Origin of the sequence: Streptomyces lacaronensis (genome assembly GCF_047337785.1) — a bacterium.
Classification (GTDB): domain Bacteria; phylum Actinomycetota; class Actinomycetes; order Streptomycetales; family Streptomycetaceae; genus Streptomyces; species Streptomyces lycopersici.
The window spans coordinates 12067779-12091317 of the sequence record NZ_JBLHDK010000003.1; the positions used below are offsets into that span (position 1 = coordinate 12067779).

Annotated in this window: 24 protein-coding genes and 3 pseudogenes; 14 read left to right on the forward strand and 13 right to left on the reverse strand. The window is 67.9% G+C overall.

Annotated elements, in window-relative coordinates; genetic code table 11:
• Positions 1-111 precede the first annotated feature (111 nt).
• From ACMTAK_RS51780 to ACMTAK_RS51790, 3 genes are all read right to left on the reverse strand, one after another.
• The gene (locus tag ACMTAK_RS51780; RefSeq protein WP_413812633.1) at positions 112-816 is read right to left on the reverse strand and encodes an IS630 family transposase; all 705 of its coding nucleotides are present in this window, start codon (positions 814-816) and stop codon (positions 112-114) included.
• Positions 789-1907: an IS630 family transposase gene (locus tag ACMTAK_RS51785; protein ID WP_413812634.1), complete on the reverse strand. Its 1119-nt coding sequence runs from the start codon at positions 1905-1907 to the stop codon at positions 789-791. The genes ACMTAK_RS51780 and ACMTAK_RS51785 overlap by 28 nt, the downstream gene beginning before the upstream one ends.
• 248 nt (positions 1908-2155) lie before the next feature.
• Positions 2156-3148, reverse strand: coding sequence for an aldo/keto reductase (locus ACMTAK_RS51790; RefSeq protein ID WP_413812635.1), 993 nt, complete (start codon positions 3146-3148; stop codon positions 2156-2158).
• Between the two features lie 122 nt (positions 3149-3270).
• On the opposite strand from ACMTAK_RS51790, the gene ACMTAK_RS51795 reads away from it, so the two are divergent.
• Positions 3271-3900 (forward strand): TetR family transcriptional regulator, encoded by a 630-nt coding sequence (locus tag ACMTAK_RS51795; RefSeq protein WP_413812636.1) that lies wholly within the window; start codon positions 3271-3273, stop codon positions 3898-3900.
• Positions 3901-4340: 440 nt separating this feature from the next.
• Entirely contained in the window at positions 4341-4556 is a 216-nt protein-coding gene (locus ACMTAK_RS51800) for a transposase (protein WP_413812637.1), read from the forward strand.
• A gap of 247 nt (positions 4557-4803) precedes the next feature.
• Here ACMTAK_RS51800 and ACMTAK_RS51805 read toward each other — a convergent pair whose 3' ends face one another.
• The 6 genes from ACMTAK_RS51805 to ACMTAK_RS51830 form a co-directional block, all read right to left on the reverse strand.
• Complete coding sequence (locus ACMTAK_RS51805) at positions 4804-5139, reverse strand: hypothetical protein (protein ID WP_413812638.1); 336 nt, start codon at positions 5137-5139, stop codon at positions 4804-4806.
• 34 nt (positions 5140-5173) lie between these two features.
• Positions 5174-5764 (reverse strand): type II toxin-antitoxin system Phd/YefM family antitoxin, encoded by a 591-nt coding sequence (locus ACMTAK_RS51810; RefSeq protein ID WP_413812639.1) that lies wholly within the window; start codon positions 5762-5764, stop codon positions 5174-5176.
• Between the two features lie 360 nt (positions 5765-6124).
• Positions 6125-6544: a tetratricopeptide repeat protein gene (locus ACMTAK_RS51815; RefSeq protein WP_413812640.1), complete on the reverse strand. Its 420-nt coding sequence runs from the start codon at positions 6542-6544 to the stop codon at positions 6125-6127.
• Positions 6541-8358 carry a tetratricopeptide repeat protein gene (locus ACMTAK_RS51820; RefSeq protein ID WP_413812641.1) on the reverse strand — a complete coding sequence of 606 codons (1818 nt, stop codon included), beginning with the start codon at positions 8356-8358 and terminating at the stop codon, positions 6541-6543. The genes ACMTAK_RS51815 and ACMTAK_RS51820 overlap by 4 nt, the downstream gene beginning before the upstream one ends.
• 275 nt (positions 8359-8633) lie before the next feature.
• Positions 8634-9641 carry an SDR family NAD(P)-dependent oxidoreductase gene (locus tag ACMTAK_RS51825; protein WP_413812642.1) on the reverse strand — a complete coding sequence of 336 codons (1008 nt, stop codon included), beginning with the start codon at positions 9639-9641 and terminating at the stop codon, positions 8634-8636.
• A 51-nt stretch (positions 9642-9692) separates the two neighbouring features.
• Positions 9693-10556, reverse strand: a complete 864-nt coding sequence (locus tag ACMTAK_RS51830; protein WP_413812643.1) for an alpha/beta hydrolase family protein — start codon at positions 10554-10556, stop codon at positions 9693-9695.
• A 251-nt stretch (positions 10557-10807) separates the two neighbouring features.
• On the opposite strand from ACMTAK_RS51830, the gene ACMTAK_RS51835 reads away from it, so the two are divergent.
• Positions 10808-11425 carry a TetR/AcrR family transcriptional regulator gene (locus ACMTAK_RS51835; protein WP_413813253.1) on the forward strand — a complete coding sequence of 206 codons (618 nt, stop codon included), beginning with the start codon at positions 10808-10810 and terminating at the stop codon, positions 11423-11425.
• Between the two features lie 241 nt (positions 11426-11666).
• On the opposite strand, the gene ACMTAK_RS51840 is transcribed toward ACMTAK_RS51835, so the two are convergent.
• Complete coding sequence (locus ACMTAK_RS51840) at positions 11667-12551, reverse strand: LysR substrate-binding domain-containing protein (RefSeq protein WP_413812644.1); 885 nt, start codon at positions 12549-12551, stop codon at positions 11667-11669.
• Positions 12552-12621: 70 nt separating this feature from the next.
• Here ACMTAK_RS51840 and ACMTAK_RS51845 point away from each other — a divergent pair, with 70 nt between their 5' ends.
• Positions 12622-13152, forward strand: coding sequence for a GNAT family N-acetyltransferase (locus tag ACMTAK_RS51845; RefSeq protein WP_413812645.1), 531 nt, complete (start codon positions 12622-12624; stop codon positions 13150-13152).
• A 112-nt stretch (positions 13153-13264) separates the two neighbouring features.
• On the opposite strand, the pseudogene ACMTAK_RS51850 reads toward ACMTAK_RS51845, so the two are convergent.
• Positions 13265-13990, reverse strand: a pseudogene (locus ACMTAK_RS51850) (IS5 family transposase); the annotation flags it as partial.
• Between ACMTAK_RS51850 and ACMTAK_RS51855 the strand changes: the two are divergent.
• The 3 genes and pseudogenes from ACMTAK_RS51855 to ACMTAK_RS51865 all read left to right on the forward strand — a co-directional run.
• Positions 13872-14177: pseudogene (locus ACMTAK_RS51855) on the forward strand (SDR family oxidoreductase); the annotation flags it as partial. The pseudogenes ACMTAK_RS51850 and ACMTAK_RS51855 overlap by 119 nt on opposite strands.
• A 17-nt stretch (positions 14178-14194) precedes the next feature.
• Complete coding sequence (locus tag ACMTAK_RS51860; RefSeq protein WP_413812646.1) at positions 14195-15082, forward strand: SDR family oxidoreductase; 888 nt, start codon at positions 14195-14197, stop codon at positions 15080-15082.
• 196 nt (positions 15083-15278) lie between these two features.
• A pseudogene (locus tag ACMTAK_RS51865) lies at positions 15279-15713 on the forward strand (PQQ-dependent sugar dehydrogenase); the annotation flags it as partial.
• 77 nt (positions 15714-15790) lie between these two features.
• Here the strand turns inward: ACMTAK_RS51865 and ACMTAK_RS51870 are convergent.
• Positions 15791-16360: a TetR/AcrR family transcriptional regulator gene (locus ACMTAK_RS51870; RefSeq protein ID WP_413812647.1), complete on the reverse strand. Its 570-nt coding sequence runs from the start codon at positions 16358-16360 to the stop codon at positions 15791-15793.
• A gap of 96 nt (positions 16361-16456) precedes the next feature.
• On the opposite strand from ACMTAK_RS51870, the gene ACMTAK_RS51875 reads away from it, so the two are divergent.
• The 3 genes from ACMTAK_RS51875 to ACMTAK_RS51885 are packed head-to-tail and all read left to right on the forward strand — an operon-like array spanning position 16457 to position 18652.
• Positions 16457-17407: an NADP-dependent oxidoreductase gene (locus tag ACMTAK_RS51875; protein ID WP_413812648.1), complete on the forward strand. Its 951-nt coding sequence runs from the start codon at positions 16457-16459 to the stop codon at positions 17405-17407.
• 34 nt (positions 17408-17441) lie between these two features.
• Complete coding sequence (locus ACMTAK_RS51880; RefSeq protein WP_413813254.1) at positions 17442-17777, forward strand: SDR family NAD(P)-dependent oxidoreductase; 336 nt, start codon at positions 17442-17444, stop codon at positions 17775-17777.
• Between the two features lie 29 nt (positions 17778-17806).
• Entirely contained in the window at positions 17807-18652 is an 846-nt protein-coding gene (locus ACMTAK_RS51885; protein ID WP_413812649.1) for an NAD(P)H-binding protein, read from the forward strand.
• A gap of 120 nt (positions 18653-18772) precedes the next feature.
• On the opposite strand, the gene ACMTAK_RS52770 is transcribed toward ACMTAK_RS51885, so the two are convergent.
• A protein-coding gene (locus tag ACMTAK_RS52770) for an IS630 family transposase (RefSeq protein WP_461773838.1) occupies positions 18773-19851 on the reverse strand; the annotation gives its coding sequence in 2 pieces (ribosomal slippage) (positions 18773-19350 and positions 19350-19851; 1080 coding nt in all).
• A gap of 165 nt (positions 19852-20016) precedes the next feature.
• On the opposite strand from ACMTAK_RS52770, the gene ACMTAK_RS51900 reads away from it, so the two are divergent.
• From ACMTAK_RS51900 to ACMTAK_RS51915, 4 genes are all read left to right on the forward strand, one after another.
• Positions 20017-20943: a hypothetical protein gene (locus tag ACMTAK_RS51900; protein WP_413812650.1), complete on the forward strand. Its 927-nt coding sequence runs from the start codon at positions 20017-20019 to the stop codon at positions 20941-20943.
• Positions 20944-21204: 261 nt separating this feature from the next.
• The gene (locus ACMTAK_RS51905) at positions 21205-21858 is read left to right on the forward strand and encodes a TetR/AcrR family transcriptional regulator (protein ID WP_413812651.1); all 654 of its coding nucleotides are present in this window, start codon (positions 21205-21207) and stop codon (positions 21856-21858) included.
• A gap of 2 nt (positions 21859-21860) precedes the next feature.
• On the forward strand, positions 21861-22043 hold the full coding sequence (locus ACMTAK_RS51910) for a hypothetical protein (protein WP_413812652.1): 183 nt from the start codon (positions 21861-21863) through the stop codon (positions 22041-22043).
• Positions 22044-22086: 43 nt separating this feature from the next.
• On the forward strand, positions 22087-22872 hold the full coding sequence (locus tag ACMTAK_RS51915) for an SDR family NAD(P)-dependent oxidoreductase (protein ID WP_413812653.1): 786 nt from the start codon (positions 22087-22089) through the stop codon (positions 22870-22872).
• Positions 22873-23539 lie beyond the last annotated feature (667 nt).

A 23539-nucleotide genomic window follows, 5' to 3' on the forward strand; every position in this document is an offset into this window, starting at 1 on the left:
CTCGCCAGCGGGCACGAGCCGTCTGGCAGTACCGACTCGCCCCTACATTGTCGAGGCCGCTTCCAGCCTCACCCCCAACCCGGGGCTTGGCCTGCCTCCAGCTTCGACCGGTCACTGCGATGACCGGCGGCGGGCCCTTCCTCCCGCACGGTTTCCATCAGCGCCTCGTGGCGCACGGGACTTCTCGTCCACGCACAGCACCACGGCCTTCTCGGGCGGGTGGTGGTACAGGCCGACGACGTCGACGACCTTCGCGACGAACTGCGGGTCGGTGGAGAGCCTGAAGGCATCTTGCAGGTGCGGCTTGAGGTCGAACTTCTTCCAGATCCGCCCGATAGTGGACTTCGACAGTCCGGTGCGGGCGGCCATAGAGGCCCGCGACCAGTGCGTGTCCTGGCCCGGGGTGGATTCCAGCGTCGCGACGACAACGTCCTCGACCTGGTCGAGCAGGATGGACGGCGGGCGACCGGGCCGCGGCTCGTCGACCAGACCGTCCAGCCGCCGCTTGACGAACCGGGCCCGCCAGCGGTTCACCGACTGCTCACTCACACCGAGTTCGGCCGCCACCTGCTTATTCGTCCCGCCCTCCGCGCACAGCAGCACGATCCTCGCGCGCAAAGCCAGGAACTGCGCGGTCTTCGCGCGCCTCGCCCAACGCGTCAGCTGAGCCCGTTCGTCATCGCTGAGCACCAGCTCCGACTTACGCCGGCCCGGCCGCGGCTCATCCGCAAGTCCGGCCATCCGCCGGACAGCAAACCGCGAGCGCCACTTCCTCACCGTGTCCGCGGTTACCTTGAACTCCGCCGCCACACGCATATTTGGCTTCCCGTCCGCGCACGCCAAGACGATGCGTGCCCGCTCGACGAGACGGGGCGCCACCGCCCCGAGCCGGTTCCCGACTTGGGAAGGTCGGTGAAGTCATTGGGCGCCATGACCTTGCGCTGCACGACGGAGAAGAAGATCTCCACCTGGTTCAGCCAGGAGGCGTGCACCGGGGTGTGGACCAGCACCGTGTTCGGGAACGCCGCGGTCAGCCGGTCTGCGGCCTTCTCGCCGCGGTGGGAGGAGCCATTGTCGACGACCCAGAACACGCGTTTTGCGCTCGTGTACGGTTCCTGGCTCATGACCTGAGCGACGAGAGCCATGAACGGGTCGATGCCGGTGCGTGCTTCGGTGCGGCCGAACACGCGGGCGTGGTGGACGTCGTAGGCGGCCAAGTAGGTCAGCGCTCCGCCGCGGCCGTAGGTGTGGTTCACTCGCATCGCCCTCGCCTGCCCTGCTGCGAGGGTGGGGTGACAGCGGCAGCGGGCCTGGATGGAGGTCTTCTCATCCGCGCTTATGACGTACTCGTCCGCACCGAGCGGCCTGCCGTTGAAGGTGCGGGCGTAGAGGTCCAGCACGCGCTCGGCCTTGGGGCGGAAGTCAGGGTCGGTGATGAAGATCCAGGATCGGTGCTGCCAGGGCTTGAGGGTGTCCTGGGCGAGCCGGCGACGCACGGTGGAGGCAGACACGAACGTGGCGATGTCTCGCGCCATGGCCTCGCGGGCCAGCTCCGGGCACGACCAACGCGACAGTGGCGCGCCGGCGTCGAAGGGAAGCCGACAGGCCAGGGCCTTGACCTGGGCGACCTGCAAGGCGGTGAAGCGGGGCGGACGGCCGGAGCGCTTGCGGTCGACTAGCCCAGTGAGTCCCAGCGCAGCGAATCGGTTCCGCCAGGTCCGCACGGTGTCCAGGTGTAATCCGGTCTCACGGGCGATGTGCGCGTTGGAGCGCCCACGCGCCGCGTGCAGGACCACCTGAGCCCGCATACGCAGCCGGTGCTCGGTCTTTTGACCGTAGGCCATCCTCTTCAGCCGCTCGCGCTCGGCGGGGGTCGGGGCTATCGCACGGGCCGGGGCAACAGACAAGACAGGCAGGCCAATCTGTAGAAGTGGTTTTTTGCCGCCCGCATTCTGGGAAGCCCTGCCTGTCGCACCCCCGGCACCCCGCCGGATCGTCCGTCAGCGGTTGACCTCGAGGTTGATCAGGAGGAGCAGGGCGCGCCGTGGCTGGTGCGCACGTGGGCACAGACCTCGGTCACAGCCCCGCGTGGGAGGGCATGCCGCCGCTGCTCGCCGCCGCATGCCCGGGACCGCCGAACTTGGTGTACGGGCTGTCAGTCGGTGCGGTAGCCAGCCATGATCGAGGCCGGGTAGCGGCTGCCTGCGGAGCCCTGGGGGAGGACCTCCCGGATACGGGCCAGGTCGGCCTCGGTGAGTTCTACGTCGGTGGCGCCGACGTTCTCCTCCAGACGTGTGGCGCTGCGGGTGCCCGGGATCGGGATTACGTCCTCGCCCTGGGCGAGCAGCCAGGCCAGGGCAAGCTGGGCGGGGGTGATGCCCTTGGTGGCGGCGAGCTTTCGGAGCTGCTCGGCGGCGTTCAGGTTGTAGGCGTAGTTCTCGCCCTGCCAGCGCTCGTCCCAGCGGCGCATGTCGCCCTCGGAGTACTCGTCAGCGGGCTTGACCACGCCGGAGAGGAAACCACGGCCGAGCGGCGAGTACGGTACCAGGCCGATCCCCAACTCTCGCAGGACCGGCAGGATCTCGTCCTCTACTTCGCGTTCGAAGACCGAGTACTCGTACTGAAGGGCTGTGACCGGGGTGACGGCGTGTGCGCGGCGGATGTACTGCGGGCCGACGTTACTCAGGCCGAAGTACTGCACCTTGCCCTCGGCGATCAGGTCACCGACAGTGCCGGCGACCTCCTCGGCCGGTACGTTGGGGTCGGAGATGTGCTGGTAGAAGAGGTCGATGCGGTCGGTCTGGAGGTAGCGCAGGCTGTTCTCGGCGACCTTGCGGATGTTCTCCGGGCGGCTGTTGACGCCGCTCCCCGGCGTCTTGCTGGTCATGTCGAAGCCGAACTTGGTGGCCAGGATGACCTCGTCGCGGAAGTCCTTGACTGCGCTGCCGAGCAGCGTCTCGTTGCTGCCGGTGCCTTGGCCGTACAGCTCGGCGGTGTCGAAGAAGTCGACTCCGAGTTCGTGGGCGCGGCGGATGGTGGAGATGCCGTCCTCGTCGTTCGAGGGGCCGTAGGCCAGGGACATCCCCATCACGCCCAGTCCGAGCGCGGAGACGCGCAGTCCCTGCTGTCCCAGGGTGCGGTGCTGCATGAGATCGCTCCTCGTGTCATGTCGGCAGCCCATAGCTGACCAAACCAAACTGTTCGGTTTGAACCTACGCCTGTCTGGAGTGCAACGCAAAACCGAACGGTTCGGTCGCCTATCCTGGGCTCATGCCTCGCTCCACCAACCCTGACCGGACCTCGGACGCCGCCATCGCGGGCGAGTCCGCCGACTCCACGCGCCAGCGGATCGTCACCGCAGCCAAGGAGGAGTTCGCCCGGCACGGGATCGCCGGCGCCCGCGTGGACCGCATCGCCAAGCAGGCCAGGACGAGCAAGGAACGTGTCTACGCCTACTTCCGCAGCAAGGAAGCCCTTTACGCGCACGTCGCCGAACGCGAGACGACCGCACTCGTCGAGGCCACTCAGCTGGACCCGGCCGACCTGCCCGGTTATGCCGGCATCCTCTTCGACCACTTCACGGCACGTCCGGACCACTACCGCCTGATCATGTGGGGCCGCCTGGAGCTGGCCGAGCCCGCAGACAACACCACCAGCCCCCTCCAGGCCACGATCGCCGGCAAGCTCGACCAACTCCGCGACGCACAGCGCTTCGGGCTGCTCGACCCGGCCTGGGACCCGGTCGACGTCCTCGCCCTGATCAACCAGATCGCCATGACCTGGGCAGGTCAGCCCGAAATCGCCGCCGCTGCCGCAGACCAGGCCGTGGACCCCTCCATCGCCGCCCGCCGCGCCGCACTGGTGGCCGCCGTCGAGCACATGTTCCCTCGCTCGGACTGAGAACAACGCCCAAACCGTTTGGTTTGACGCACACCTCCGGGTATGTCCGTTGAAGATGACCTGGTGGACGAACGCGCGGTCCGCTGGCGCGGGAGTGATGACGTCGAGCCCGCGGCCGGCCAGGCGGTCGGTGATGGCCGTGGCCATCCGGATTGGCGGTAGCAGCCCTTGTCAACGGCTGTGCCAGCCAGGAGCTCGGCGACACCCGACAGGCGCGCCGTTCAGGGGTCAACCCCCGAAGGACTTCCGGAGCCGACCACTTAGCGCCTTTGAGTTGGACTTTGTCGATGGCGTACGGCGCCGTTGGGTGGCGTCGGGGCTGGGCGGAGTGTCCGGTTCGAGGATGTGCCGCCGGTGTGCGGATGCGCTCTTCGCGGTCACCGATGCGGTGTTGTGTTCGGACGGCCCGGTCACGTGCTGGTCGAGTTGACGCTTATAGGTTGAGCATCGGCGTGCGGGACGGGGCGATGTACGGCGTGGTCAATCACGGCTGGCTGGAGCCGCACCGCCTGCGCCAGCTACTGGCCGCCATGCCACTGCCGCGTGCCGCCGGCGGGCGGATCGTGTTCGCCGGCGATGTGAGCAACTTGCTGCGGCCCGACGTCCCCACCAGCCCGGAGTTGCTGTTCTGCCATACGGCTGGGCCGAAGTGCTGATCAGTTCGTTCCCCGGTCAGCTGCTCACGTCGCCGCGCTGGAGACGGGGCGCACGTTCTGAAGGGCCGTGCTGGACGCGATCCGGCTCAGCCCGTCCGACGATGCCGCCGCTGTGACCGACGCCGGAACGCGGCTGTGCCTCTGACATCACCTCGCCTCGCATCTCGCGTTGAGGACGCAGTCTGTCGGCATGGCACGACGGCCTCGGCCCAGTGCGAGCGGAGGCCGTCTCTGACGGTACCTGGGATCAGCAGGTGGCTGAGCTCGAGATGCGTACCGCATCGAGCTGGCCGCCGGTGACGGTGAATGTGCTCTGCGGCACGAGGCATGCCGTTGTGCCACCCACCCACCGGATGTATGCCACGTCGTCGTGGCGGGTGTTCACGACGGTGATCGGTGCCGTCGGCTTGGATGGAAGTGCCTGCCAGCCCGATGTCACGTCCTGGAAGTGGCCGATGATGTTGCCGTTCTTGATGAAACACACGTATGGGTATTCACACGTTGCTGTGGCCGCCCGGTCAGCGGCGCTGGCGGCCACGGTCGTGCCCGTGAGCAGCGCTCCGGCCACCGCGAGCGTGGTCACCCCGGCTCTGAGTCTTTTCATGGTCCCTCCCCATTTATTCAGTGAGAACAGGAGATATATATGACATATGCATAACAACATGGTGAGTCGTAATCAGGTCAGATTTTCGGATCTGCCGGACCGGTTGTTCCGCGATGGCAGTGAGCTCGGTTGTCGGCCCCGGCTGGCCCGGCGGGGAAGTCCCGTCATGGCCTACGCCTGGAGGGTCTACGTGGGCGGGGAAACATCGTCGAGCACACTGCGGCAGCGCATTCCTTGGCGCTCTGGAGGTCGAGTTGGGGCAGTCACCCGAGCGCGTAGTGGCCTTATGCTGCAACGCCATCGCATGGGTCACAGAAGCGGCTGACGGCGCGTCACCGGCCTCCAAATCGGCCATGAATGCGTCATGTGTCACCACCGGCCCGCCCTCGGCCTTGCGGTGATCGGCTTCAGCGATGTCGGCTTCCTCCTGCAGGCGCCGCAGCTTCGCGAGTTCGCCGACGGGGATCAGGGCCGCCGCAGGAGCACCGCCGTGGTCGCTGATCACGATGGTCTCGTGACCATGCGGGACCCGCTCGACCAGTTGGTCGAGCTCGCTACGGGTTTGAGTGAGCGGATATATCTGTTTCATTCCCAGAATGTACATATGGGGGAGTATGTGGGGAGCGGCGATCGGGTGACTTTGGCGCCGTGCGTACTGGTGGTTCCGTCGGACTGGTGACATGTAGCGCGCCGATCTGGTGACAACCACCGTGCTTCGCCCGATCGAAGCGGCAGGTCAGCGGATTCCGATGGTGACAACTACCGTGCTTCGGCTCACGTCGTGCCCGATCAGGGGCTGTCGGTTCTCGCCCACTGCTCGTCTAACGTGGTCGCGCCGACCGACCCAGCCACGGCCTCACGCTCGATCGTCATTTCACTCACTTGGCGTTTCCATGATCAACAGATCCGCCGTTGATCAGACGCTCCCAGCCAGTCACCCTGAGCTGTCTGCGAATGGCCTGGCTCAACCCTCTATCAACTGTGCCAGTGAGGACGCAGCTTCAGCATCTCCTCGCTCTGCGGCGCGGGTCCACCAGGTGCGTGCGCCGTCGGTGTCCCCCTGCTCGTACTGCAGGATCCCGAGGTTGACCATGGCACTGGTGTCGCCGGCGTTGGCTGCTTGGGTCCACCAAGAGCGTGCGCCGCTGGTGTCTTCCTCCTCTCGCCGCAGAAGGGCGCCGAGCTTGACCATGGCGTCGGTATGGCCGGCGTTGGCTGCTTGGGTCCACCAGGTGCGCGCGCCGTCGGTATCGCCCAGGTCGTGCTGCTGGAGGCCGACATAAGTCATGGCAACGGCGTTGCCCCCTTCTGCGGCGCGGGTCCACCAGGTGCGCGAGCCCTCGGTGTCCCCCTGCTCTTCGAGGAGGATGGCGAGGACGGTCATGGCAACGGTGTGGCCCCCTTCTGCGGCGCGGGTGTACCAGGTGCGCGCGCCCTCGGCGTCCCCTTGGTCGGATAGCAGGAGGGCAAGGGCTCCCATAGATCAGTGTCGCCTCGATCTGCCGCGCGTGTGTACCAGGTGCGCGCGCCTTCGGTGTCGTCCTGGCGGTGCAGCAGAGCGCCCATGGCTCTCATAGAGCTGGTGTGGCCTTGTTCCGCGGCGCGGGTCCACCAGATACGTGCGCCGTCATTGTCCCCCTGGTCGGATAGCAGAACGCCGAGATTGAACATGGCCTGGCTGTGACCTGCTTCTCCGGCACGGGTCCATGCCGCGGTCGCTTGGGGAAGTTGGCTGTTGACGTATGCCGCGTATCCGATGCTGTTGCAGGCATCCGCAGTGACGGTGGCGATGAGGGTGTCCCACACCTCAGCGCAGAGGCGGTCCGGCAGCTGGGCGGGTGCGGTCGGGACGGTGTGATGGGTGAGGATGTCGGTGACGCGGTAGCCATCGATGTGGCCGATGGTCTTGGCGTGGGGGCGGAGGGGCGCGATGTCTCCGGCGTGGTGGACGGGTCGGCAGGCCCAATCCAACGCATCGTCGTACCAGGTGGCGGTCGCGGTGGCGCACTGGGTACCGGTGAGGAAGTGGATGGCCAGGGCCTTCAGGACGGAGTTGGGGATGGTGTCGGGGTGGCCGCAGCGACGGGCGGTGACAGCGGCGGTCAGGACTGCCTTGCCATAGGGGTTGTCGGCCTGCTCCCAGCGGTGGATGAGTTCGGGAGCGGCGGACAGAATCTGAGTCATGCCCAATCTGCTCTCGCGGTGGGTGGTGGCCAGGGCGAGGCGGGGGCCGCGGCGGGCGAGTTCGGCGGCGCGTTCCCATTCGGCTCCGCTGAAGCCTGACACCGCGAATGGACGGGCCTGATTGAGAACATCGCGTGCGTTGTGTCCTGGCGTCTCGACGGGTTGCCCGGCCTCCGCACCAGCAAGCGTCTGATCCCCTTCTGTCGACTGAGAGCCCGCTGCAAGATCACCGACGGATCGGCTTTCAGGTGCCTCAGGGGTGCCGCGGAGTTGGTCGTAGTGGTCGGGCCAGATGGTCCCGATGAGAATGACCGGGCGTGCGGTGTCGGCCAGCAGGCGGCGGACGGTCGCGGCGCTGAGCGGGTTGCTGCCAGTGAGAAAGTCCTGGGTCTCATTGAGCCAGATGACGCTGTGACTGAGATCCACTCCGGCGGCTGCCAGCTCGTTCGCTTCGGCGCCAGTAGCGGGCATCAGCAGCCGCCAGTCCGGCAGGACCTGACGCAGTGCTTCGTAGGCGGTGCGGGTCTTTCCTGCGGCAGCCGGACCGACCAGCAGGGCGAAGCCGCCGGTGGTGGATCGGGCTGTGAGGTAGGTACGCAGGTTCGCGTCGATGTCGCGGGCGACGTACTCAGGAAGCTCGTCCGACAGGCCCACGCCCGCAGCACCAGCGGGCAGCGGGATGGCTTTATGGATGTTGAGCACCGCCCGACTTGTGACCTCCTCAACCCGGAGCACCTTGTCCTTGCGGGTCGGCAAGGCCCGCACGGCATCCGACGCACGGTTCTCGCGATCAGCGCGCGCCTTGATACGAGCCGCGTGAACGTCGCTGTGAGCTGACAGCAGTGGCTTCCACAGACCCAAGAGCGCCCCCGCGACAGCGAGCACTATCGGCACTGTCCATCCCGGTTGCGGCAGGTGCACGGCCTTGACCACCCCCGGCACAGCGGTCAGTCCAGCGACGATCAGGACCAGGACGGATAACCCAGACAACGACCTCAGCTTTCCCCACTTCATGACGTCATCCTCACTGTCATCCCTGGCTGAATCTCGGCGTGCGATCGCGGTTCAGGAACACACTGTCTATCCGTCTCCGGACGAGATCTGGTTCAATGTTGCCGAGCGTCAGACCACCCGCCGGGGCGTGTTCAAACCCGTGCGCGATGTCAACGCCAGGGTCCGCGCGTTCGTCGACGGCTGGACATCCGTTCGTGTGGACCGAGACCGCCGACCAAATCCTCGCGAAGGCCAACCGTCCAACTACTTCAAACACACGCCCCCAGCGCAGCGGTTCATGGGACGAGCAGTCGCTCGGTGATGGTCCAGAGTCGGCGGGCGTCTTCCGGGTCGAGCATGGCCGCGTTCGCGTCGGAGGGGATGCTGTCACGGGTGAGCAGGCGTTCGCTGTTGTCTAGGACGGCGATGTCGCTGTCTTTGAGGTAGACGCCGCCGGTGCCGTCGAGGAGCGGGCTGACTGCGCCGAAGACGAGAGTCGCGGCGCCCTGTTCGGCTGTCTTCTTGCCGGCTGCGGGATCGATGACCGTTCCGCCGTCGTCGTCGACGAGGCCCTGCGCGCGGTAGTTCGCAACTGCGCTGGGGGCGTGCGGTCCGGGGCCGATGACCACTCCCGGGTGCGCCGCGAACGCACGGATGCCGTCATCGGCGTACCGACGGTCGAGCTCGACGGTGAACAGGACGTTGGCCAACTTGGACTGGGCGTAGGCCGCGCCCGCGTCGTACCCGCTGCGGAAGGACAGGTCGTCCCATCGGATGGAGCCGAATCGGGCGGCGCCGGAGGTGGTGGTGAGCACTCGCGCGCTCCCGGCTAGCCGGAGGGCGGGTAGGAGTGCCCGGGTGAGTTGGAAGTGGCCAAGGTGGGTGGTCGCGAACGAGAGCTCGTTCCCGCGTGCGTCGAGACGCCGCTCGGGGGCGAAGAGCATCGCGGCATTGTTCACCAGCGCGTGGAGCGCCCGGTCGGCCTTCTGCCATCTCTGCGCGAAGGCCTCGATCGAGGCCGGGTCGGCGAGGTCAAGCCGCTTCACCTGGACGCCGCCCAGACCGTTGATGTCGTCGGCGTTGGTGATGTCGGTGAGGATCGCTGCGGCTCGTTGCGGGTCACGGGCGGCTACGGTCACCGAAGCCCCTGCGGTGACAAGCGAACGGGTGACCTCGCGACCGAGGCGACTGTGCCCGCCGGTGATGATCACCTCGCGGCCGCTGAGGTCGACCCCGGCCAGGACATCGGTCGCGGTGGAGGCGGCGGTGAAACCGCTGCCGATGGGGTGTTGTCTGGTTGTCACAGTGGCGTCCTTGCGTGGATCGAGATCTGTGTGGGGCGGGGGTGGTGGGGTCTACTTGGAGTCGATGTGACCGATGGGCTCGACGGAGGTAGCGGCCACGTCGGACCAGGCGGTTTCGTTGATCCCGAGCGCTGTGTGCAGGAACGCCGTGGTGGTGCGTCGTACCAGGTCGACTCGCTCGGGGCTTTCGTCGGTGGTGTCGGTCGAGTTGTAGTTCTGGATGCCGCCGAGCGTGTGCTCGCCGCCATGGAGGGTGACGAGGTGTCGAGCGCCAGGGCTGTGGTGGTAGACGTCGGTGAACCAATCGGGACCGCGGGTGGAGAGCGGTGACTGGTCCTGGTCGCCGGCGACGACGATCGAGGGCGTCGCGAGGCGGGTGAAGTCCGGGCTCATGAACGCGAAGTGCGCCTGCGCGAAGGGGGTGAGGTCCCCACGTGAGATTCCGGTCGTGGACAGGAGGACCCCGGCCTTCACGCGGGCGTCGGTGCGGTCCTCGCCGGACTGGCCGTCCGCGCCGATGACGCGCGCCCCGAGCAGCATCCCGACTGACTGCCCGCCCCAGGAATGTCCGGCAACCGCGAGGCGGTGAGTGTCGACACGACCGGTCAGCCCAGGGACCGCGGCGATGACGGTGTCCAGCTCGTCGATGACCTGCACAAGGTCGTCGATCCGGGTCTGCCAGATCGTCGGGTAGCGCGGGTCGGCGGGCGTCAAACCGAGGGTCGTGGAGTCGAGGAAGGTCGGCTGCACCACGACGAATCCGTTGGCGGCCCAATAGTCCACCAACGGGTCGCCCGCAGTCATCGACTGACCGAAGCCATGGGCGAAGACGATGACAGGCAGATCGGTGCCCGCGGCCGGTGCCGTGATGCGTACCTGCAGATCGTCGCCACGAGCCGGGGCGGGGAGAATCACCGGCCGCACGCTCAGGACCTGAGCGGCGGGACGGGGAGTTGCCTCAACGAGAGACACGAGAGTCCTTCCATGGTCACGGACAAGGACGACCCAAAACGGATCGTCGTTCCGCAACAATACGGAACGCGGATCCGTTCTTCAAGCCGAACCGGATCAATGTTCCGCACACGCGAGGGGCGTGCGATGATGAGGCGGTGAGCTCCCCCAGGAATGCAACCCGCGCGACCGACGCGCCTCGGCGACGCCGGGATGTGGAGCGTAATCAGCGGGCGCTACTCGAGGCCGCCGCTGTGGTGTTTGCCACATCGGGGGTCGACGCGCCGGTCCGCGAGGTTGCTGCGGCCGCCGGAGTAGGCGTGGCCACGCTCTACCGGCACTTCCCGACCCGCTCGGATCTGGTGGTCGCGGTGTACCACCATCAGATCGAGGAGTGCGCACAGGCCGGACCGCAGTTTCTGGCGTCCACACCGAGTCCCTTCAAAGCGACCCTGCACTGGGTGCACTTGTTCGTCGACTTCCTCGGAACGAAACATGGACTGGCGCGAGTCTGGGAGGGGGACGCCGACGAGTTCACCGCCCTGCACGTTCTGTTCCTCGACCGCCTCGTGCCGGTCCTGGCCGACCTGCTCGACGCGGCCCGCGCATCAGGTGAGGTGGTCGCACCCATCTCGGCCCACCGCCTCCTCCGCGCCGTCGGCGACCTCGTCGCCTGGAGCCCACACGACCCGGACTACGACGTGCGAGAAGTCGTGACCCTGCTCATCAGCGGTCTGAGGCAGCCGCAGCTCCATCGGACCGAATCAGCAGGACCGCGCACAGAACCCCTGTCGGACTCAGTCAACTGCGGGACGAGGCCCTCGCCCGACTGAACTATGTGCTGATCGCTGCAGAAGATCACCGCCGCCCAGTGCCGGAGTATCAGCCACAAGTCGATCTATCAGCCCTCGCGGGAAGCAGTGCACGCTGGCCTTGACACGGTCGACGCGGCGGCCGGCTCGTGGGAGTAGCGCGATGAGCATCGATCTCTTCATGAGCTGAGGGACGAGACTGCAGTTCTCCACCTACCGCGACGACGAGGACACCTCCGTGCCCGCAAGGAGCGAGTCTGACCTATTCCGTGCGCAGGAGATCGATGAGGGTGGGGACGATGGGATGCGTCTGGTGTGCCCGGTGCGCCACTTGTACGAGCGTTCGAGTGTCCGTTCCGCCGAGCGGCACCACCGCCACGCCGGCGGGAACCTGATCAGCCGCGCTCTCGGGGGCGATGGTCGTGCCCGTGCCTGCGGCGACGAGTTGGAAGATGCTGCTCCACTGGGATGCATGGAAGGCAATCACGGGTTCGACCTCCATCTCCCGAAACGGCTGAAGCGCCCGCGCGTAGGCGAGAGACCCTGCCGTCCTCGGAAATAGCACAAGGGGTGAGCCTGCGAGGTCCGCGGCCGTGGCCTGGGCTTCTTCGACGAGTGCGTGACCGCGAGGAAGCACGGCGACGTAGCCCTCGACGCGCACCGTGGTGAGGGTGATGCCCGGCCGATTCTCGGCATCGCGGACGATCCCGAGGTCCGCGGTGCCGCGCTCGATGTGGTCGAGCACGCTCTCGGTCGTACCCTCGTGGAGGTCGAGAGGCACGCCCGGGCGTTCGCCGGCGATCCATCGTGTGATCGTCGCCACGACCGGCGCGGCGGAAGAGATGAATGCGAGGTCTATTCGGCCGGACTCTCCCCTGTCGACACGTCGCGCTTCCTCGATGTCTTCCTCGATTCGCTGCAGGTGATCGCGCACCCGCGCCGCGAAGACACTCCCAGCCCGAGTCAGGGCGACCGATCTGGACGTCCGTTCGAACAGCGTGACGCCGACCGCCCGTTCAAGTTGGCGGATCTGCTGAGACAGTGCCGGCTGCGCGATACGAAGCTGCTGCGCGGCACGGCCGAAGTGCAGTTCACCAGACAGGACGCTGAAGGACCGCAGCAGACGCAGTTCGACCCGAGAATCCATTCTCCAATCTTATCGATCCCTTGGTTCATTCGTCTTAGACATCTGAATTCTGGACCGGCATGCTAGATGAATGGCCGCCACCTCCGACACTGTCCACATCACACCGCTCACCGACGCCGAGGACGCTGAGGCGTTTCAGCGGATCAACGCTGCGTGGATCTCGGAGCTCTTCGCACTCACAGACGAAGACCGCCGCGTGCTCGACGATCCTGTGGGTCAGATCATCGCGCCGGGCGGGGCGGTGCTCATCGCGCGCACAGACGATGACGCACGGGTCGGCTGCATCGCCTTGCTTTCCTACCCCGGTGATGTCTTCGAGCTGTCCAAGATGGGCGTCACCCCCGAGGCGCAGGGACACGGAATAGGCAACGCTCTGATCCGCGCAGCCGTCGAACATGCCGCCGCACGTGGCGGGCGGCGGCTGTTCCTTGGTACGAACTCCCGCCTCCAACCCGCCATCCACCTCTACGAACGGGCAGGGTTCCGCCGCATCACCAAGGACGATCTCCCCGTCGACGACTACTACGCTCGCGCGGACATCCTCATGGGCATGGACCTGACGACCGTCAACACTGACGCCCTCCCATCATCCGGCCGGTGACAACGGGGCCCGACAAGCACGAGCCGAATCACTGCCCGCGAACGTCAGTTCTTCGACCATAGACGGTCGACACCGATCGCCGACGGCCCCTAGGGACTGTCTCCAGTTGTGATCATTGGGCTTTCAGGATGCTGCTGATCCAGATGGTCGCTGCGCGGAGATGGAGTCCGGCGAGGTAGCTCTCGGGCGTCTTGTCGTAGCGGGTCGCGATGCCTCGCCAGTCCTTCATCCTGTTGATGGCCCGCTCGACCGTGTTGCGGTCGCGGTAGAGATCGGCATTGTGGGTGACGGGCCTGCCGCCCCGGCTGCCTTTCTTCCTGCGGTTGGCGGCCTGGTCCCTCTTCTCCGGGATGACTGCCTTGATGCGGCGTTTGCGCAGATGGGCTCGGTTGGCGCGGGAGGAGTAGGCCTTATCACCGGCCACGGCAGCCGGCCGGGTGCGGGGACGGCCGACCGGCAGACGGACCCGTACCTTGCTCAGAACCGGGATGAACTGCGGGCTGTCGGCGGCCTGTCCGGCGGTCAGAAGGAGCGCCATCGGTCGGCACCGCCGGTCGGCAGCCAGGTGGATCTTGCTGGTCAGCCCGCCGCGCGACCGTCCGAGCAGGGCGGCCTTCAGCCGGGCCCGCCGTCGTAAGCGGATGCGCCGGCGTTCGGCCCGGACCGGATCGCTTTTGCCGTCCTGCCCGCCTTGTCCCTGCGATGCTCCCCCTTTTGCCCGCCTGCAGATCCCCGGATACGGCGCGTACGCCGCGTCCAAGGGGGCGGTCGAGGCGATCACCCTCATCCTTGCCCGCGAGCTGCGCGGACGGGATATCACGGTCAACGCCGTCTCCCCCGGCCCCACCGCTACGCCGCTGTTCTTCGAGGGGAAGAGCCAGCAGCAGATCGACGGCATCGCCGCGGCCAACCCAATGGAACGACTGGGCACACCGAAGGACATCGCCGGGATGGTGTCGTATCTCGCCGGCCCCACCCGGTGGGTGAACGGTCAGGTGCTGTACGTCAACGGCGGTGCCGCGTGAGCGGGGACACGCCCTTGATGAGCACCGTACTGATCACCGGAACCTCCACGGGCATCGGACGCGCGACAGCCGAAACCTTGCTCTCGCAAGGCCACACCGTGTACGCGACGATGCGCGATGCGGAGGGACGCGACGCCGCCGCTGCGTCCCAGCTGGGGGAGTTCGCCGCCTCGCGGCCCGGATCCCTGCGTATCGCCGGACTCGACGTGACCTCGCAAGCCTCGGCGGATGCGGCAGTGCAGCGAGTCATCGATGAGGCCGGACACCTCGATGTCGTCGTGCACAACGCCGGACACCTCTTCGTGGGGTACACCGAGGCATTCACCGAGGACGACCTCACTCGTCTTCTCGACGTGAACGCCGTGGGTGCTCACCGCGTCAACCGAGCGGCCCTCCCACATCTGCGAGGACGTCGCTCTGGAACTCTCGTGTACGTGGGCAGCACGATCCTCGTCACGACACCACCCTTCCTCGGCCCGTACGTGGCGTCGAAAGCCGCCTTCGACGCCCTGGCCGTGGTCACCTCCTACGAAGTGTCGCAGTTCGGGATCGAGACCTCGATCGTCATGCCGGGTGCCATCCCGCACGGCACGAACCATTTCTCCGGGGCGAGTCGGGCCAGTGACGCTCAGGTGACTGCTGCGTACGTTGACTTGGACGCGCTGGTGGCGCGTACCAACGAAGCGCATGATGGACTTTTCCACCCGGAGCGCCCGGCCGACCCGCAGAGTGTCGCCGACGAGGTCGCCAGAATCCTGACGCTTCCCGAGGGCTGCAAACCGTTTCGCTCCGTCGTGGATGCCGCGCGTGCCGGCGTCGACCATGTGATGGCGTTCAGCGACCTCACTCGTGAGGCGTTCGTCCGCCGCCTCGGCTTCGAGGAGGTTCTGGAGTTGAAGCGATGAACCGGGGGAGGCGTGAACCCCGAGTGAGGTGCGCACCCGCCACGGCGGCGCTGCTCGCCGTCATCACGCTGGCCGGGTTCGCGGCGCCGGACTCTACCCCGTCGCCACGGCCGGGGCGCACGGGTGAGCTCCGGCGGCCACATCGTTCGCGACCCCAGGGAGAACGACCGTCCTCACCACCGGACTTGAGGCTCCATGGGGGCTGACGTTCCTTCCCGACGGATCCGCACTCGTCTCCGAGAGGACCACGGGTGAGATCCTGAGAGTGCCCGCTCGCGGAGGTGACGCGACCCTTGTAGGTGTCGTGCCCGACGTCGATGTGTCCTCCGAGGGAGGGTTGCCCGGAATCGTCGCGTCCTCCACGTTCAACGACGACCGGACCGTGTTCGCCTCTGTGTCGGGGGCCGAGGAGAACCGCATCGTCGCGCTGACGATCGCGGACGACTACGCCTCGCTCGCCGTCGGCCGTGTCCGGCTCGACGGTATCCGGACAGCGGACCGCCACCATGGTGGCCCCCTCGTGATCGGCCCCGACGGAATGCTGTGGATCGGCACCGGCGATGACTTCGAACCGGAAAACGGGCTCTTCCCAATCCAGGGTGTAGAGGACTTGAGGACACGAATGACGTAGTCCCGCTGCGCAACCGGGGGCGGCACGCATGCCCCATGGCGCATGCGTCACGCACTCAACGACGCGTGACGATCGGTTCAAGGCTTGGGGCGGAGGCCGTGCATCAGGGTGTCCAGTAGGCGATCGGCTCTGGCACGGTGCTCCGGCAGAGGGGCTACGGTGAAAATGCCGATCAGGTGGGCGGCGAGGTCTTCGGCGGTGACGTCGGTACGCAGCTCTCCGGTCGCGTGTCCGGCGCGGAGGATGCCGTCGATCGCGGCGATTAGGTCGGTGTGGGTCTGGTCGTGGGCGAGCTCGTTGGACTCGATCATTGCGAGCAGCGTGTTCAGCATGCCGTCTTTGGTCGCGATCCAATCCCCAAAGAGGTTCATCCAGCGCCGCAGCGCCTGGGATGGGGGGAGCGCTGCCAGGAGCTCGCGGGCGCCTTCGGTGAGTCGGGCCACTTGGTCGGCGTAGACCGCGGCGACCAAGGCTTCTCGGGTGGGGAAGTGCCGATAAAGCGTGGCGATGCCGACTCCGGCTTCGCGCGCGATTTCGCGAAGTGACGGTTCGGTGCCCGCGGACATGAAGACGCGGGTGGCGACTTCGAGGAGGTGCTTGCGGTTGCGTGCGGCGTCCGCCCGGGGCGCGGGTGGTGAGGGTGTCACTTTCAAAACGGATCACGCTCCGGTTGTGTTACGGTCTTGAGAAACGGATCATAGTCCGTTTCTCCGTTCCTAGTCTTCTCGAGGAGTCAGACCAGCATGAGCATGTCGACCAACACCAGCAGGGCTGTCCAGTTCGTCGATTCGTTCGGAGGACCTGAAGCCCTCGACCTGCGCGAGGTGCCCGTCCCAGACGTCGGCCCTGGCCAGATCCGCGTGCGGGTCATCGCGGCCGGGCTGAACCCTATGGACTGGTTCATGACCTCCGACGCAGACACTGCCGCCCGCTTCGGGCTGAGCCTGCCGTGCGGATTCGGGAACGACTACGCGGGCGTCGTGGACGAGGTCGGCGACGGGGTCGGCGAGTTCAACGTTGGAGACCGTGTGTTCGGCGGCGCCTTCTCACGAAGCGTCGCCGATTACGTGGTCGTGGACGCCCCCGGTCACATCGGCAAGGGCGGCGACGCGCACCACACGCCCGACGGCCTCGACGACCGCATCGCTGGCGCCCTGGCCATCGCGGGATGCACGGCCGCCGCCGCACTCGCCATCGTCAACCCCGGCCCGTCTGACACGCTGCTGATCGGTGGCGCTGGAGGCGGGGTCGGCGTGTTCGCCGTCCAACTCGCTCGCCTCGCCGGCGCGCGAGTCATCGGGACCGGATCGGCCGCCTCGGCCGACGCCCTGCGGGCACTGGGAGCCGAGCCGGTAACCTACGGCGAGAGCCTGGCCGACCGACTCCGCGAGCTGGCTCCCGACGGCATCACCGCGGCCATGGACCTGCACGGCACCGACACGATCGCGGTGGCACGCGAGCTCGGCGTACCGGACGCCCGCATGGCCACGATCGCCGCCGCTGTGGACGGCGTCACGCCGGCCAACGGCGCCAACGCCGCCCCCGGCGCCATCGAGAAGATCGCCCGTCTGGCCGCGGAGGGCCGACTCCGAGTGCCGATCGCCGCGACCTTCCCCGTCAACGAGGTCCGCGCCGCCGTCGAGCTGCAGGCAGGCCGGCACGTGCACGGCAAGGTCGTAATCGACCTCGCATGAGAACCAGGACCAGAGCCGCGACCACCCCGCGCTGCTGGAAAAGAGCAGCAATCCGAGAGTCGTGAATGTCAGCAGCGGCCTCGGTTCGTTCGCGCTCTTCCACGACCTGGACCGCATCGAGTCCCGCGCCGCCACCGTGCCGTACGCGGCGTCGGAGGCGGCGATCAACATGATGACCGCCCGCCTTGCGCGGCTGCTGCCCCACATCCACATCAACGCCGCCGACCCCGGTCAGACCTCGACCGAGCTGAGCGGCAACCAGGGCCACTCGATCCATGACGGCACGGACGCCATCGTCAACTTCGCTCTTGCCGGTCCCGACGGTCCCAGCGGCACGTACGCCGACCGCACTGGCGAACTCCCCTGGTAAGCAACCCACTTCGCAAAGGAACCACACGCATGATTCTCGTCACCGGAGCCACCGGAAACGTCGGCAGTGAGCTCGTCAAGCAGCTCGTCGACGGCGGACACGACGTCCGCGCCTACATCCGCAATCCCGACAAGGCGGCCCAGCTCCCGGATGCGGCCGAGATCGCGATCGGCGACCTCGATGACACCGCCGCTCTCCACAAGGTGTCCGAGGGAGTCGACGTCGTCTTCTTCATGCAGGCCGCCCCCCTGCCCGCGCAGGCACAGAACGTCGTGGACGCCGCCAAGGCCGGCGGGGTGAACCGGATCGTGGTGCTGTCCTCGATCGGCACCGTCATTCACCCTCGCCCGATCATCGGCGAGATGATCAACACCCGCGACGAGGTGCTCCGTGATTCGGGGATCGCGATCACCTACCTGCGGCCCAACACCCTGTCGTCCAACGCCCTGTGGTGGAAGAACAGCATCGACAGCGAGGGCAAGGTCTACGACCCGACCGACCCGGGCCTGACCTCCCCGATCGACCCCTATGACATCGCGCGCGTCGCTGCCACGGTTCTGACCCAGAGCGGCCACGAGGGTCACGGCTACATCCTCAACGGCCCCGAGGCGCTCAGCGCCAAGGAGCAGGTGGAGATCCTCGCCGATGTCCTGGGCCGCGACATCGAATTCGTATCCGTCACACCAGAGCAGTTCGCCGAGGTCAATATCGAGCGAGGCACCCCCGAAAGCCAGGCCCGCGGCCTGCAGAACCTCCACGAGCTGTTCCGTGCCGGCCGCTCCGGCGTTCTTGCCGACGACGTGCAGAACCTTACGGGCAGCGCCCCGCGGACGTTCCGTCAGTGGTGCGAGGAGCACCGCGTCGACTTCAACTGACACCACACGGGGGCGCAGTACCACACAGGTAGACCGCGCCGCGTGGTGACCGGCCTGCACGTTGACGGCCCGTCGGTACGTAAGCGTGCGCTAAGCTTAGCGTTTACTGATCTCGGCTCGTTAGGGTGATGTGGGGGTGTCCAGGGGCAGGCCGGTCCCGGCTATGAACCCATCGAGGGTGTCGGGTCGGTACTGCAGGCGTTTGAGCCGGTTGCGCACGAGCTTCTCCAGGCGGTCGAGAGCGACGACGGCGAGGTTGGCCAGGCTGCGTTTGACGTGTGCCCACACGCCCTCGACCGGGTTCAGATCGGGCGAGTACGCAGGAAGCAGGAACACCGTCAGCCACTCACGTTCAGCAACCAGCTCCTGCATCGTCTTGGAGACGTGGGTGTTGAGCCGGTCCCACACCAGCACGACGGGTGCCTTCACCAGTTGGTGGACGCCGTCCGGAAGGGCGATGTAGTCGCGCTCGCTCATGCTGCGTCGCGTGCCCTTGCCCGCGGGGTGAGTGAGCAGGCGGTGGCACAGCCGGGTGCGGGAGCCCGGGCGCCAGGCGATCAGCCCGGCCACCGACAGGCGCCCCGAGCGTCGTCCGCTGACGGTGACGACCGGGGTGTGGCCTCGCCGGCCCCAGGTGCGTCCTTTGGGCGGCCTGCGGGTGAAGCCCGCCTCGTCCTCAAAGCAGATGTAGCCCCCGCAGGCCGCCCGGGCCCTTTTACCTCCCCCCAGGTCGCCTCCTTCCAGCCGGTCACGGCCTGCTCGTCGCGCTCGGCCACCCTGCGTGCGGGCATCCGCGGAGTGAAACCGAGCCGGCGCATCAACCTCGTCGCGCCCGAGACGCTGTAGGAGACGTGGAACTTCCTGCCGATCAGCGTGGCCACCCGTGCAGCCGTCCACACCTGGTCCTCCGTCCAGCCGTGCGCGGCCGGCTCCTGCTCGAGATACCCGGCGAGCTTTTCCAGACAGCGCGGCGACAGGCGACACCGGCCCCCGCTCGGCCCTCGCGAAAGCAGCGCGTCGGCACCACCTTGCCGCCACAACCGCTGCCACTGGTAAGCCGACTTCACACTCACACGCAGCTGCCGGGCCACCTCGGGCGGTTTGATCTGCTGAGCGAACAGCTCCGCCGCCTGTATCCGCACCGCTTCCCGGCGCCGCCGTGCTGCAGGCGTCAGCCCGCCCCCATCCGCATATCTCACGCACCACGGACTACCGACAACACCACACCCACATCAGGATGTTCCGCAAACATCACCCTAACGAGCCGAGATCAGTAACGCTGGTCCTGCTGTGCTTTCCACAGCTTCTGTTCATGTGACCGCTGCGCACACGACTTCGGACACCCGCGCAAGCGACTTCGGAAATTGACACCTGCGGCCCTGGACGACCTGGGCATCCGGCCCGATGTGGCCTACGCGGCGCGCTCGCCGCTGCTGCACGCCCACCGGGCGGCGCGGGACGTGGCCTACCACTTCTTCGCCAACGGCTCGGCGACCGAGGCGGTGGACCACGAGGTCGCCATCGCCTCGCCCTGGGCGAAGGCCACCCCGTACCCGCTCGGCGCCTGGACCGGCGAGGTCGGGCCGGTGGCCGTCCACCGCGGCGACGGGACCCTGGCGCCCGGAGCCACCGCGCTCGTCGCGCTCGCCCGCGGCGCCGGGCCCGTCCACGCGATCAGCACCGATGCCGAGGCGGCCCGCTTCACGGACGGTGTCCTGGAGGTGGTGGACACCCGCCCCGGCGCTCGCGAGACCATGCTGAGCGAAGGGCGGTGGAAGTTCCTCGCGCGCATCGGTGAGCTGTCCGCGCCGCTGGTCCTGGACCGCTGGTCGCTGTGGGTGGCGGACTGCCGGCCGGGGAGCTCGCCCGACTGCCATGTCACGGTGGACCACCGGCTGGACCTGGGCGCCCTAGCGGCATGGCCGGACATCTCCGGCTTGGAGGACGTCTCCGGCGTCGGGCGTTACCGCACCACCGTGCGGCTGGGTTGTGGCTGGACCGGAGCCACCGGCACTCGGCACGCACTGGGGAGAGGTCTTCGAACACCTGCCGGGTCACCGTCAACGGCACCGCGCTGGGCCCCGTGGACCAGGCGACGGGCGTGGTGGACCTCCAGGGGCCTGCTGCGGCACGGCGAGAACACCATCGAAGTCGAGGTGGCCGCCACGCTGCTGAACCGGTTGCGCACCGTCCGCCCCGCGGAGTTCCGCGCCGCCGAGCGGCAGCGGTACGGCCTGGTCGGGCCGGTCCGCCTGGTGCCCTACGGACGGGCCGTGGTGTCCGACGGCTGAGCGACCGCGGCCCGGGGCGGCTGAAGTGCGCTCCAGAAAGGCCTGGTGAGGCGGGCTCGCGTTGCCATGGGCGTTATTGGCGCGGGTTCTGTCGTCGCTGCGGGCGGACCGGGCCGCATAGCGCGTGGTGTTCATAGCCGGTTGGTCGCGGCGTGGGGGACCCATGTGGGTTCCAGCAACCCCTCCATGAATGTCCCGGCGAGACATGAGTCTCGCTGAATCATATGTCCCATGGGGACGTGTGTGGGTTATGGTGAAGCCATGACGGCGACGACGCTTCACCACGGCGGCATGGTCCCGACGGAGGACCGCAGGCAGCGAAAGGCCCGACGGACCCGGGAGGCGATGGCGGCCGCGGCGCTCGATTTGATCCTGGAGCGTGGTCTTACGGCCGTCACCGTCGAGGAGATCGCCGAGCGTGCCGACGTCACCCGCCGCACTTTCAGCCGCCACTTCAACGGCAAGGAGGACGCGGCCCTGGACGCCACCCGCGCCGACGGCGTCCGTATCAACGCCGCCCTGCGTGCCCGTCCGGCCGACGAGCCGCCATTGCTCGCCTACCGCAATGCGGTCGGGGAGTGGCTCACCGCCCGTGATGCGCTGGGCCCGGCTGCCGCCGAGCGGTGGCGCGCGCTGCTCCGGCTCGTGGACACCGAGCCGGCACTGTTCGCCGCGTACGAGCGGATCCGGGTCGACGCACAGGGCGAGTCCGTGGCGATCATCGCCGACCGGCTCGGCACGGACCCCGCACGGGACCTGCGCCCGGCCGTCGTCGTGGGGGCCGCGGCGGGGGTGCTCACCGCGGCCCTGTGCGGCTGGGCGCGCGAGGAGCACCGGGATGCCGGGAGCCTCACCGGATGGGTGGACCGGGCCTACGACGCGCTCACCGATCAGATCGGCTCTGGCCGGGGCTGATCGTGTCCGGCAACGGCCGTGTCCGCCGTCTGGGCTCCCTGCGGGGCAGCCGTGCCGAGTTCATCGAGGTGCTCGGCCTGGCCAGGGCGGATGTCCTCTCCGCCCACACCGAGCCCTTCCCCTCGACGAGGCACCGCTCGCCCACGAGCGGCTGCCCGACGGATAGATCAACGGCCGCGCCGTGATCCTGCCCAACGGCTGATCCTCCCCGGCTTCATCCCGAAGAAAGTGAGTACCGTGAGCACCACAGAACCCGCCGAGTACGCCACCGAGTTCGCCGGCAAGACCGCACTCGTCACCGGCTCCGCCTCGGGCATCGGCCTCGCCATCGCCCACCGGCTGGGCCACGGCGGCGCCCGCCTCGTCATCGCCGACTACAACCTGGAAGGCGCCGAGGAGGCCGTCGAGCGGATGGAGGCGGAAGGCCTCACGGCCGCCGCGGTGCGCGTGGACGTGGCCGACCACGCCTCGGTCGAGGCCGCCGTGCGGTTCGCCGTCGACACTTTCGGCGCCCTGCACCTGGCGGTGAACAACGCGGGCATAGGCGCCGACGGCATGCCCGTCGGCGAGCACGACATCGAAGTCTGGAACCGGGTCGTCCGCACCGATCTGGACGGCGTCTTCTACTCGATGCGTTACGAGATCCCCGCCATGCTGGCCGCCGGGGCCGGCGCCATCGTCAACGTCGCGTCCATCCTCGGCTCGGTCGGCTGGGCGGGCTCCTCCGCCTACGTCGCCGCCAAGCACGGTGTCGTCGGACTGACCAAGTCCGCCGCGCTGGAGTACGCCGACAAGGGCGTCCGCGTCAACGCGGTCGGCCCCGGCTTCATCGAGACACCGGCGCTGAAGGCCATGGACCAGGATGCCTACGCCGGCCTCACCGCGCTGCACGCGACCGGCCGGCTGGGCCGCCCCGAGGAAGTCGCCGACCTGGTCGCCTTCCTCCTCTCCGATCGCGCGTCCTTCATCCACGGCAGTTACCACCTGGTCGACGGCGCCTACACCGCCCGCTGAGCCGGAGTGGAGGGGCCACCCGCCCGCCGTGGTCTCCGCGCCGGGCGTGGCGGTCGGACTGTTGGTGGGTGTGGAGCCGGCGGTTGCCGTGTTCGCCAACCCGATCTTCGCCCGGCTCCCGCGGGACGGCGGTTCGGCGGCCCGTAGCGACGGCGCCGGGTACTCGGCCGGATCATGCCGTTCTGGCGCCTCGGCCCGGTCGTGCTCGGAGCGCTGTCGGTCCTTCCAGGTGGGGGACCGACCGCGGGCGCCGGTGGTCATCACGGCCACATCCCGGCGGACCGGCGGCGGCTCGGCCGGTGGGACCGCTTCCACTACGTCCGCGTGGGCGCCATCGTCGGCGGGTTCGTCCTGTCGGCGGTCGCCCTCGTGCGACCGTCTGCGGGCAGTCCCGGCACTGGTGGAAGAGCTGCCCGCCGGTAGCGAGCGGGAAGCCACACGGGGTTCGTAAGGTCGAGGGGCTGGTGCGCGCGGTACTTCTTTGGCGTTTCCCCAGTGCCGGTGGAAATGGGACTTGAAGTACGAGGTGGGCTTGCTGTCCTCTACGCGCATGCCCTGGACGCGGTTGCCGACTGTGCGGGCGAGGAACACCACGCTGGTGTCCATGCTGGCCATGCTCATGAGGTCCACTGTGATCGGCCAGGTCACTTCCCCCATGCCGTAGCTG

Coding starts and splice junctions, on each gene's coding strand:
- ACMTAK_RS51790 (WP_413812635.1), bottom strand. CDS start 3,148: ATGCAGCACCGCACCCTGGGACAGCAGGGACTGCGCGTCTCCGCGCTC.
- ACMTAK_RS51820 (WP_413812641.1), bottom strand. CDS start 8,358: ATGAAGTGGGGAAAGCTGAGGTCGTTGTCTGGGTTATCCGTCCTGGTC.
- ACMTAK_RS51905 (WP_413812651.1), top strand. CDS start 21,205: ATGACGGCGACGACGCTTCACCACGGCGGCATGGTCCCGACGGAGGAC.
- ACMTAK_RS51810 (WP_413812639.1), bottom strand. CDS start 5,764: ATGTACATTCTGGGAATGAAACAGATATATCCGCTCACTCAAACCCGT.
- ACMTAK_RS51845 (WP_413812645.1), top strand. CDS start 12,622: ATGGCCGCCACCTCCGACACTGTCCACATCACACCGCTCACCGACGCC.
- ACMTAK_RS51885 (WP_413812649.1), top strand. CDS start 17,807: ATGATTCTCGTCACCGGAGCCACCGGAAACGTCGGCAGTGAGCTCGTC.
- ACMTAK_RS51795 (WP_413812636.1), top strand. CDS start 3,271: ATGCCTCGCTCCACCAACCCTGACCGGACCTCGGACGCCGCCATCGCG.
- ACMTAK_RS51840 (WP_413812644.1), bottom strand. CDS start 12,551: ATGGATTCTCGGGTCGAACTGCGTCTGCTGCGGTCCTTCAGCGTCCTG.
- ACMTAK_RS51875 (WP_413812648.1), top strand. CDS start 16,457: ATGAGCATGTCGACCAACACCAGCAGGGCTGTCCAGTTCGTCGATTCG.
- ACMTAK_RS51780 (WP_413812633.1), bottom strand. CDS start 816: ATGCGTGTGGCGGCGGAGTTCAAGGTAACCGCGGACACGGTGAGGAAG.
- ACMTAK_RS51815 (WP_413812640.1), bottom strand. CDS start 6,544: ATGACCGTCCTCGCCATCCTCCTCGAAGAGCAGGGGGACACCGAGGGC.
- ACMTAK_RS51860 (WP_413812646.1), top strand. CDS start 14,195: ATGAGCACCGTACTGATCACCGGAACCTCCACGGGCATCGGACGCGCG.